We start from the raw sequence: 10,831 nt of genomic DNA, 5'->3' as shown, positions 1-10,831 counted from the left end.
CTCTGCTGTCTGAATGAACAATATTTGTTCGAATGTATGGGGTTGTTCAAAGTATAAACACTGATGCGTCAGCCCTGACCAGATCTGTGTGCTGTTCGATTCCATCATGCGGGGATATCCGATTAACTCCTTCATGATGTGGGAGGTGAACAGCGCTGAAATCAAGAACGACTACAAGTTTTATGAGTTCCTGAAGTGCTACTGCCAGCGCTTCAGTGAGGAGAATCCGCATAAGCCGACCACTGCCAGTTATAAAAACTTCAAGGCCATCATCGACGGCCAGCAGCGCCTTACCTCATTGTATATTGGCTTATGTGGCACTTATGCTTACAAGCAACCACGGGTGTGGTGGCCGACAACTCGGGATGACAAGCTGCTGCCGCCACGCAAGTTGTACCTCGACTTGGCACAGGCTGTCGACTCGCAAGACAACGAATCACTGATGCATTACAACTTTAAATTTCTGACCGACGCCCAGTACAAGAGCGCCTTGGCGGCATCGGATAGTAAGCATCACTGGTTTTGCCTGCATGACATCCTCAAGATGCCGCAGGTTGATGGTGGCAACCATATCTGGAACAAGGTGACCAAGCCTTACCTGGAAGCCCATAACTTGCAGGCGAATGAGTTTGCTGCTGACACCTTGGGTCAGTTGTATGACGTCATCCGTTCGCAGCGTATTGTTCATTACTTCAATGAGAGCAGTCAGGAAATAGACCACGTGCTGGATGTGTTTATCCGCACCAACAGTGGTGGTACCAAGCTGGACTTTTCTGATCTGTTGATGTCGATTGCGGTAGCAAACTGGGATGGTGACTTCCGTCAGGATGTGGATGGGCTGATTCGTCAGATTCATCAAAGCGCCGATATTGGTTTCTACATGGATCGCGACTGGGTGCTCAAAGCCTGCCTGGTGCTTATCGGTGCGGACGTGCGGTTTAAAGTGAAAAATTTCAGTGCCGAGCAGGTTCGCCAGATCCAGGACGCATGGTCTGAAATACGTGACTGCATACTGGAAACACTGCGGCTGATCCGCCGCATGGGCATTAACTCCCAATCGCTGACATCCAAAAATGCGGTGATCCCGATTTGTTACTACCTGTACAAAAAGCAGGTTGGCAATGGATCTCTCTTCAAGAGCATAAACAATCTTTCCAAGCATAATGAGCAGCGAGACCTGATCAGTCGCTGGTTTTATATGGCGCTGCTTAAAGGGGTATTTGGTGGGCAAGCAGATACCATCCTGAAATCGATGCGTGATGTGCTGGATCAGCATATGGACGAGCAGTACTTCCCATTGCAGCAGGTGGTGGAGCGATACACGGCAACCAACAAGGATTTGCGGTTTGATGATGAATACATGGAGAGCGTGCTGAATATTGAGCATGGCGAAGGGCGCTGCCGTGCACTGCTGCATTTGTTGTTCCCGGAAATGAATGCAACGGAAGTATTTCATATTGATCACTTGCACCCACGTAGTCACTTTGACAAGAAGCGTTTGGCTAAAGTTGATGCCCTTCTCAATAATTCTGAGCTAATGGAGTTTTATGCAGATTCCAGCCATTGGAACACTATTGCCAATCTTCATCTGCTGAATGACTCCCAGAACCTGAGTAAGTCTGATCGGCCACTGAAGGAGTGGCTTGAGGACTCTTCTGTTCATCTGACAGCTGCAAACCTGCTGGTAGAGGGTGTCGATCTGGGCTTTGAGGCTTTTCCGGAATTTTTTGCCGCGCGCAGGGCCGCGCTTAAAGAACGGCTGAAAAGTCGTGTGTATATTTCGCAGTCTATCCCGGCTGAGCCGGAGCCTGAAGATCAGGATGAGGAAGTGGTTGAGGATGTTTTGGCATGATTAGTCAGATTGAGCGTGCGCTGGTGAAGCTCTTCGACCGGCACAGGATCGTCTTTTGGTACGACGCCAAGCAGGAGTTGCGTGGTGACTTCGAGGCGCTGCAGCTACCGGGCGTCGAGAAGCTTACGCTTGCTAACAACGAATACGGCATCAAATACAAACTGCTCCGTGAGCAACCGGAACAGAAATTCCTGCTCTACCGTGAAGGCCCTCAGCCTGCCGATCTGGATAACTGGCTACTGGATGTGCAGCTGGCCCACGGCGAGTTCCGCACCGACCAGGTAGCCATCTGGCTGTCCGAACTTGAGCTTGGCCTAGAGTTCACAGACGTGGTGCAGGCCCACGCAGAGTTTTTCCTGGCGGCCAAGCGTAAGGATGCCCTCAAAAAGCAGCTTAAGCCTGACGATAGTGCCGGACAGATTCGCCTGAAGATGCTGGCGGTATGCACCGGCAGCGAACCGCGTATGGACGCGGTGGTAGAAAACCTGCTGCAGGAGCTGGCAGACGGCCGGGATGAAAAGATCAAGCTGGTCGGCCGCTGCAGCCTGGACGATTTCCTCTGGGAGCAGATGACCCGCTGCTATGGCTACAAGTCCGACGAGCCGGGCATCCGTGATTTTGCCATTGAGCTGTTTAAGTCCTGCTACGCGATGACCGTGGGTGGAGGGGGCACTGACGGCCGGGTGAAACTGACCGGCGATGCCCTGGTATTCCTCAAGCGCTGGAAGGACAGCCGCCAGTTCGAAGAGGGCTTTGAGATCCTCTCGGGGGAGTGTGCCGAGGTGCTCGGGATTGAGCAGGATTTGGCCAAACGGGATTTCCGCGAGTTGATCGAGTTGGATTATTTCCACCTGATCGACCAGAAGATCATCAGCGACCTGGTGCGGGCGGTGGCAGCTCGCACGGCCTCCAGCGGTGATGTGGCGATCTGGGTTCGCCAGCGGCGGCAAGGCCACTGGTATCGCGAATACCGGCATATGTACGAGGCGATCGATTACGCCGCCCGGTTCACCCACGCTCTGGGCGAGGCCAAGCTCGATATGGACAGCTTAGCTGACGGTGTGCAGCGCTACAGCCGCTTTTGGTATCAGCTCGATCAGCTCTACCGCAAGTTCACCTACCATGTACGTATGTCGGGACAGACGTCGCTGATGGGCAGCCTGACCGAGCAGATCGAAAACCTCTACTCCAACAACTACCTTCTGAAGCTGGGCGACCGTTTCCAGAGCTTCGTGGATTCAGCATCGAAGTGGGAAGCCTTTCCAGTGCGCCAGCAGAAGGCGTTTTTCGAGCACTGGGTCCGGCCATACCTGCGCAAGGACAACAAGGTCTGCGTTATCATCTCCGATGCCATGCGCTTTGAGATCGGCGATGAACTGCTGGGCCTGATCCGCCAGGAAGACCGCTACAAAGCCGAATTAGAACCGATGCTTTCGATGCTACCCAGCTACACCCAACTTGGCATGGCGGCGCTTCTGCCCAACAAGGCATTGGCGATTGCCGACAATGAAACCGGCACCGTGCTAGTGGATGGGCAAAGCTCTCTGGGAACGACCAACCGGACCAAGATTTTACGTGCAGCCTTGCATGACAGAGGTGAAGCGATCACGGCTGAAGACTTTATGCAGCTGGATCGCGATGGCAGCAGAGAGTTATTGAAAAATAATGATGTGCTCTACATCTATCACAACCGAATCGACCATACCGGCGACAAGATGCATTCCGAGGGACAAGCGTTTGAGGCAGTAGAAGAAACGCTGGGCGATATCGTCAGGCTGGTGAAGAAACTGACCGCGGCGAATGCGAACAATATTCTGGTCACCGCCGATCATGGTTTCATCTACCAGCATAGACCGCTGGACGAGAGCGATTTTGCCAGTGATGAGGTTAAGGGTGAGGTGATTCTGTACCGTGACAGGCGTTTCGTGCTCGGCAAGGGGCTTGCTGAGTCGCCCAGTCTGCACAGCTTTTCGTCTGAACAACTGGGACTTACCGGTGAGGTGGCGGTACAGACCCCCAAATCGATTAACCGTCTGCGCCTGAAGGGCTCCGGCAGCCGCTTTGTGCATGGCGGCGCGTCGTTGCAGGAGGTGGTAATCCCGGTGCTAAAAATCAACAAGAAGCGCCAGAGCGATGTTACCGCCGTCGAGGTGGACATTCTGCGCGGAGCCAGCTCGGTGATCACCTCCGGACAACTGGCGGTGACCCTGTACCAGGCCGGACCGGTGACGGACAAGATACAGCCACGTGTGCTGCGAGCGGGCATCTACACCGAGGCAGGCGAGCTGATCTCCGACAGGCACGACCTGATCTTTGATCTCCACTCGGACAATCCACGGGAGCGGGAGCTACAGGTGCGCTTTGTGCTGACCCGCAAGGCCGATGAGGCCAATGGCCAGGAGGTTATTCTTCGGCTGGAGGAAAAACACACCGGGACTTCACATTACAAAGAATACAAGTCGCTCCGGTACTTGATGCGGCGCTCATTTACCAGCGACTTCGACTTTTAAAGGACGGGTGATCGATGAACGAACTTGACCAAAAAATCAACACACACTTCCCGGGGCTCGTTGTCCGTAAGGATCTCGTCAAGACGGTCAAGGGTAACGCCATCGTTCCCTCCTATGTGCTGGAATACCTGCTGGGCCAGTATTGCGCCACCAGCGATGAGCCGACCATTCAGACCGGAATTGAGACGGTCAAGGAGATCCTTGCCAAGCACTATGTTCACCGGAATGAAGCCGGGTTGGTCCGCTCGAACATCAAGGAAAAGGGGCGATACAAGATCATCGACAAGATCAGTGTCGATCTGAACGACAAGAAGGATGTCTATCAGGCGCAGTTCTCCAATCTGGGCATCAAAGAGGTCCTTGTTGATTCCGTAACGGTGAAAAAGCACCCCAAGCTCCTGGTTGGTGGCGTGTGGTGTATTGCTGATCTGGAATATGAGTTTACCGATGACACAAGCATCAGCCCCTGGATTTTGTCGACTCTCAAGCCGATCCAGCTCTCCCATTTCGATTTCGACGGTTACGTTAAGGCCCGCAAACAATTTACTACTGATGAATGGATCGACCTGCTGGTGCAAAGTATCGGCTTTAACCCGCAGATGTTTGGCAAGCGCAGCAAGCTAACCCAATTGGTCCGTCTGATCCCGTTTTGTGAGCGCAACTACAACCTGATTGAACTTGGCCCCAAAGGGACCGGAAAATCGCACATCTACTCGGAGTTCTCGCCGCATGGCATCCTGATCTCGGGCGGTGAGGTCACGGTTCCCAAGCTGTTCGTGAACAACTCTTCCGGAAAGATTGGCTTGGTCGGCTACTGGGATTGCGTCGCCTTCGATGAGTTTGCCGGAAAGCAAAAGCGCGTGGACAAGGCCTTGGTTGACATCATGAAGAACTACATGGCCAACAAGTCTTTCTCGCGAGGCGTCGAGACCCTGGGCGCGGAGGCTTCCATGGTGTTCGTGGGCAACACCCAGCACACCGTGCCCTACATGCTCAAGCACTCTGATCTGTTTTGCGAGCTACCCGACAAGTTCTACGATTCCGCGTTTCTGGACCGCATCCACTTCTACATCCCTGGCTGGGAGGTCGACATCATCCGGGGTGAGATGTTCTCCAGTGGTTACGGCTTCGTGGTGGACTATCTGGCTGAAATCCTTCGCTCGCTGCGCAATCACGATTACTCGGACCGTTACAAGGAACACTTCTCTCTCTCTTCCGATATTTCGACGCGGGACCGCGATGGTATCAACAAGACATTTTCCGGCTTGATGAAGATTCTTTTCCCGCAGGGGGAGGCGACTGAAGAAGAGGTCGAAGAACTGCTGCGGTTTGCGATTGAAGGTCGCAAGCGCGTCAAAGACCAACTGATGCGCATCGACTCCACCTACGGCAAGGTCCGCTTTACCTATCACGACAGCGATGGCCAAGCCAAGCCTGTCACCACGCTCGAAGAGGAGGAATACCCCGGCTACTACCACAAGACCATCGCCGAGGGTAAAGACGGAGAAATCGTAGAGGCCGCGCAACCGGATTTGCCAAAAGGTCCATCTGAGCCCCTTGTTCTGACCGAGCCAGTTCTCAAGGAAAAACACCTCGCATTCCAGGAGAACCAGAAGGGCCTCTCATTCGATACGCTGCTCGGCCCTTATCTCAAGGGCGCGACAGCAATCACTGTCACCGATCCGTATATCCGCTTGTTCTACCAGGTGCGTAACTTCATGGAGTTTCTGGAGACCGTGGTCAAGCACAAGGCTCCGGATGAGGAGGTCTCAGTGCATCTGGTGACGACGGAAGACGAGTTCAAAGGCGAACAGCAGAAGGAGAACTTCGAGAAGATGGAGGCGTCCGCCAGTGCGGTAGGTATCAACTTCACCTGGGCGTTCGACGGCACCGGCACGATCCATGCCCGCCACATCGTGACCGACCATGGCTGGAAAATCTCCCTGGATCGCGGCCTAGACATCTTCCAGCACTACGAGATGAACGATGCGTTCAGCTTCGTCAATCGTTTGCAGCAATTCAGGCCTTGTAAGGCGTTTGAAGTGACGTTTATTAAAGCCGGAGAACTTGACTATGGTCATTGAGTAGATAAACAACATTTAAAGCTTTTTTTTACAACCACCAAAAGCAATAAATTCGCGAAATTGAGAAATTTTAGGTTTAATTTTGCTCAACTAAATCGGAAATCAAGTAGTCACAAGCTGCTTCTACTCATACCTATCAATCAGCATCAAAAAATGAACAGGGTTAGCTGGCTGATTTCATACTTTGTTTGAATCGGTAGGCATCGTTCATTTTGTCGATGATCTCGCCGGGATGGAGATACCACACCGCTGCTATCTTCTCATCAGTGTCGTTGTGCTTCCTTCCAACGGAAATAGCCCCTCATACCGAGGGGCTGGCTGTGGGGCATGCGCAGGTTATCATGGCTCAGGTATGGCTACCCCAATCCGGTGCATTATTGCTGCCGTGGTTGACGTAGGCTCCGACAATCACCCGTTGCCACTCACCGACCGGTTGACCTGATGCATTACAGGCACTGCGAAAGCGGGCGAAGTTAATCTCACGTGGCAGGTGTTCACGCATATCGCGGGGACTGACAAAGAACGTTGTCTTGTGCAGCACCGGGTTGGGCGCTACCAGTGGCCCGCCAATACGTCGCCCCTCCACATCGTGGGCATAGGCAAAGCCCGGCAGCATTAACAGCTGACTGACCAGCTTGGCGAGTCCTGAGTGGGCACACATGGCCTCCGCTACGGCGGCCTGGCTAAAGCTGCATATTCCGGTCGAAAATGAACACCTATTCCGGTTTAAAATGAACGCTGATTCCGGCTTGCGTGTACACCGATTCCAGACACCGCAGAGCACGTACTCTGATGTCAGATGAACCGTCCTGTTCCAACGTCTTGGGTCCACAACTGCCGCGCTGCGCTTGGCTGCTGGCTTGTTCGGTGAGTCGAAAAGATGCCTCCCCTCAAAGCTCAGCTTCTGCTCGAAGAATCCCTGTCCGCATACTTTCCGGAAATGGTGTTCACAGATTCCGGAATCACTGTTCAACTTCACCGGAATACGCAAAAGCTGTCGGTGAACTCAATCATGGCGTTCTCCTTTGATTCTAAATGTGCGGAGGAAGGTGAGAGATTTACAGGTGTGACAGGGGTAAAGAGCGTTACAACACGCCCCGTTCGACCAGCGACACCACTCCCTCAGTACCGACCACCAGATGATCCAAAATCCGGATATCCACCAGTGCCAGGGCATCCTGTAGGCGCTGGGTTATTTCTATATCTGCCCGGCTGGGTTCCGGGTATCCCGACGGGTGGTTATGCACCAGCATCAGGGCGGCAGCATTGTGGTGCAGTGCCCGCTTGACGACATCGCGGGGGTAGACGGTCGCAGCGGACAGGGTGCCAAGGAACAGCTCTTCGTAGGCCAGGATCCGGTGTTGGTTATCGAGGAACAGTGCCGCAAAAACTTCGCGATCCCGTGTTTGCAGCAGCCCTTGCAGGGCTTGATGGGCCACGTGTTTATCGGTAATAGCTTCTCCCTTGGCCAGTTTCTGCCGGGCAACAGCTTGGGCGATGGTGAGCAGGTCATCGTCGGTGACAAGGTCAGTCACCCGGTAGGTGCCGGGTTGCTCCCCGGCGGTGAGTTTTTGATGCAACATGATTAGGCTCCATACGCCATCGCCCCACCACGTTGGATGCGGCAGGGTAGGCGAAGTAGTTGGTTAATTGGTTACTGAATGGGGTGTGACCGCATGCTTGGTTGGCTGTGTTCAGGCCGCCAAGGTGTGCGGGGTGAAGTCGTGCAGCGGAATGTAGTCACTGGTGGCTAGTAGGATGCCGAACTGGGTTAGCCAGCAGTGATCCGGGTGATCGCACAGCCATTGCGCCAGTGCGTCGCCCCGTTCGTTTTCATAGCGCAGGTAGAGGGCGTAACCGGCCACCGGCAGGCCTTGGTCATGCACTGTTTCAATCTGACCATCGTGTTCAAGATAAGCCTCCAGCTCGATGGCGATCACGGAGTTAATCATCTTCGGTCTTCTTGTCAGGGATGGGGTCACTCTCCACGGCATAGCCGCGATGGATGCAGATGCGTTGCAGGTCAGCCAAGAAGCTTGCCAGCACCCGGGGTTGTTCGGTGAGCGGCACCGGCCCTGCTTGGCAACGCCAGAAACAGCGACGTTTGGGGTCAATGCAGATCTCATCCCTCGGCTGGCTCATGGTGCGCCAGTCGTCAGCATTGGTGAGGGAGAGCAGTTGCCACTGCACGCCAGACCAGCGCACTTGCAGGGTGACTGTGCGGGCTTGTGGGCTATCCGGTGTCAGGTGCAGCAGCCAACGCTGACCACTGCGAGTGGGGGTTAGCTTGGCGCTGGTGGCGACTCGTCCCAGCCACTGGCGTGAGTAGTGGGAGAGCGCTAATTCTTGGCTCATCGTAACCTCCTAATCTCCTGCGACCGTGACGCTGAAGCATTCCAACCGGCAGTAGGCAATAAAGTTGCTTTGCCAGATGTCGAACAATTCCCGCGCTTCGGCCAGCCGCAACGGTCCCCAGCCCAACATGGTGTGTTCCCCATCGAGGAAGTTGAAGTCGAGCTCCTTGCAGAGCTCGGCATCCTGGCCAAGCCCTTGGTAGCTAAAGTCGGTGACGTAATCGAATAGCCAACCATCAAGCCCACGGATCAAGCGGATCTCGACCGGGTGCACGCCGCCTTGCTCGGCGCTGTAGCCAGGGTTGCGAAAGTTGAAGGTCAGTTGGGTTAAGCACTCAAGATTGAGCTCGGTTTTAGCGATTTCCTGGTTGAGAAGAACCAGTAATGCTTGGGCTACGGGCAAGGCAAAGCCGTCCCGGAAAAAGGGAATGGTCATGGTGTTTCCTCATTGAGTTCCAGCAGGAGAGCACCCCTGCGTTTTGCTTTGAAGTGATGGATCAGTCGTTTAACCAATCCCATAGTTTGCTGACGCCATAGGCAGCGACAACGCCCACGGCAAGGGGGGCTAACAATGGGACTGTGGCAATACCGGTCACCGACACTACCGTTGCAGAGGCGGCACTACCACCAGCAGTCGTGGCCAGAGTGCTGGCAGCAAGCCCAGCCGTTGCACTGGTGGCCGCCTTACCCAACGTGTGACGAGCCACTTCGGTAGCTACCACTGTTGCTACAGCGGTCTGCAGCAGCTTGGGAGGATGCCTAACCCCTTCTATGCACCAAGTAACAAATTGCTCGCCACTGGCAAATGGTTGACCTTGCTCACCTTCACTCAATCGGGCGTAAGCCCGTGTCAGGCTTTCCTCTCGACTGAACAGACGTTGGGCATGGGGCTGGACCTCAATGGTGCAGTGCTGACTGAATTGCGCCAGCGAGGCCAGCGCCAGTTGGCCTGAGTGCTCTCCGGAAGGGGATGGTCGACAGTGAATGACCTGGTCATGGCCAACAAAGAGGCCGTGATGGTGGCCTTCAGGCTGTGGTGTTACCAAGTGATCGCCGATAATGAAATGTCGTGACATGGGGTGATGATCCTCATCAAGGGTTGGAAATGAAAAAGGGCGTCACCGTGATGGTGACGCCCTTTGGCTTTGTTTTTCTTAAGTGGGCTACTTGCCGCCCACGGTGATCTTCAGTGGTTGATGAAACTCGGGGGTGAAGGTTGATATTGGTAGCCGGGTGACCTGATTGTGAGCAAACACCTCGGTTGCCTGAATAATGGCGATGGACTTGGCTTGCTCAACCTGTCCGCAATCAACCTCCGTAAAGCCGCCACCATAACGAGTAGCGGAGCTCCCGCCGAAGGGTTCAACCTCCAGAGTTGATTCGGCCAGTGCTTTGCCCTTCTTGTCATTAAACTGCAGCGTGATATACAAATGACCAAACTCGTCTGCACCACCACTATCTAAAGAGAAGTGATACGCACAGACGCCTTGGTTGGCGTAGACGGTGTCGGTGTGTTGGATCGCGAGGTAGCGTTGTTCTTGCGCATTGCAGGCTAGGGCCGAAAATATCAGAGTCGAGGCCAATAAATATCGATGTATGTCTTTCATAAAAATCCTCGTAGCATTTACTCATATCTTAAAAGCACCTGGTTATTTACGCCCCAGATATCTGAATATTTCTTTGCCATTGTAAAAACCAACTAGATCTTCCTCATTTTTATACTTCTTGTTTGGTCGAAATTTGACAACAGTGCCAGGTCGACACATATCTTTCAGTGAAATATTGAATTTTTCATCGGGTGTAATTGTGTAGCCTATGGCAATTTTCTGTGGGGAGCCTGCTGTGGCGATCCACCCCCACATACCAGCTTCACAGTCACCAAATGGTTGACTGCGCACAATGACCATAGAAAGATTACTTATTTCAGTTGCGATGCATTTTCTGTTTAAATTTAAACCTGATTACCCATGACCCTCAGCCAGCTTCAAGAGCCGATATGGCATCGGAGGGCTTGCCACGACTGCATGCCCC

At 53.7% G+C, this 10,831-nt stretch carries 11 protein-coding genes; 3 read left to right on the top strand and 8 right to left on the bottom strand.

Annotation, left to right across the window (positions count from 1 at the left end):
• Window positions 1–82 precede the first annotated feature (82 nt).
• From OKC30_RS17260 to brxL, 3 genes are read left to right on the top strand one after another with little or no spacing between them, the layout of a single operon-like run.
• A complete protein-coding gene (locus tag OKC30_RS17260) occupies window positions 83–1,852 on the top strand; it encodes a DUF262 domain-containing protein (RefSeq protein WP_270809716.1) in 1,770 nt (589 codons plus the stop codon).
• Window positions 1,849–4,362: a BREX-1 system phosphatase PglZ type A gene (gene pglZ / locus OKC30_RS17255; RefSeq protein ID WP_102989247.1), complete on the top strand. Its 2,514-nt coding sequence runs from the start codon at window positions 1,849–1,851 to the stop codon at window positions 4,360–4,362. The genes OKC30_RS17260 and pglZ overlap by 4 nt, the downstream gene beginning before the upstream one ends.
• Window positions 4,363–4,376: 14 nt before the next feature.
• Entirely contained in the window at window positions 4,377–6,446 is a 2,070-nt protein-coding gene (gene brxL / locus OKC30_RS17250) for a BREX system Lon protease-like protein BrxL (protein WP_270661196.1), read from the top strand.
• Window positions 6,447–6,792: 346 nt separating this feature from the next.
• On the opposite strand, the gene OKC30_RS17245 is transcribed toward brxL, so the two are convergent.
• From OKC30_RS17245 to OKC30_RS17210, 8 genes are all read right to left on the bottom strand, one after another.
• Window positions 6,793–7,437, bottom strand: a complete 645-nt coding sequence (locus tag OKC30_RS17245; RefSeq protein WP_227656853.1) for a hypothetical protein — start codon at window positions 7,435–7,437, stop codon at window positions 6,793–6,795.
• A 94-nt stretch (window positions 7,438–7,531) separates the two neighbouring features.
• Window positions 7,532–8,029 (bottom strand): RadC family protein, encoded by a 498-nt coding sequence (gene radC, locus OKC30_RS17240; RefSeq protein WP_270661200.1) that lies wholly within the window; start codon window positions 8,027–8,029, stop codon window positions 7,532–7,534.
• A gap of 111 nt (window positions 8,030–8,140) precedes the next feature.
• Window positions 8,141–8,398 (bottom strand): hypothetical protein, encoded by a 258-nt coding sequence (locus tag OKC30_RS17235; RefSeq protein ID WP_102989244.1) that lies wholly within the window; start codon window positions 8,396–8,398, stop codon window positions 8,141–8,143.
• A complete protein-coding gene (locus OKC30_RS17230; protein WP_270661203.1) occupies window positions 8,391–8,801 on the bottom strand; it encodes a hypothetical protein in 411 nt (136 codons plus the stop codon). The genes OKC30_RS17235 and OKC30_RS17230 overlap by 8 nt, the downstream gene beginning before the upstream one ends.
• Before the next feature lie 9 nt (window positions 8,802–8,810).
• The gene (locus tag OKC30_RS17225) at window positions 8,811–9,236 is read right to left on the bottom strand and encodes a DUF2787 domain-containing protein (protein ID WP_102989241.1); all 426 of its coding nucleotides are present in this window, start codon (window positions 9,234–9,236) and stop codon (window positions 8,811–8,813) included.
• 61 nt (window positions 9,237–9,297) lie between these two features.
• Entirely contained in the window at window positions 9,298–9,876 is a 579-nt protein-coding gene (locus OKC30_RS17220; RefSeq protein WP_270661204.1) for a lecithin retinol acyltransferase family protein, read from the bottom strand.
• An 87-nt stretch (window positions 9,877–9,963) separates the two neighbouring features.
• Complete coding sequence (locus tag OKC30_RS17215; RefSeq protein ID WP_043123616.1) at window positions 9,964–10,407, bottom strand: IrmA family protein; 444 nt, start codon at window positions 10,405–10,407, stop codon at window positions 9,964–9,966.
• A gap of 42 nt (window positions 10,408–10,449) precedes the next feature.
• Window positions 10,450–10,707 (bottom strand): hypothetical protein, encoded by a 258-nt coding sequence (locus tag OKC30_RS17210; RefSeq protein ID WP_270809715.1) that lies wholly within the window; start codon window positions 10,705–10,707, stop codon window positions 10,450–10,452.
• Window positions 10,708–10,831: the final 124 nt, after the last annotated feature.

The sequence above is a fragment of the Aeromonas sp. QDB18 genome (genome assembly GCF_027705325.1).
Lineage (GTDB): Bacteria > Pseudomonadota > Gammaproteobacteria > Enterobacterales > Aeromonadaceae > Aeromonas > Aeromonas caviae.
The sequence above is the reverse complement of the archived record's forward strand: the minus strand, read 5'-3'. Positions and strand labels throughout refer to the sequence as shown.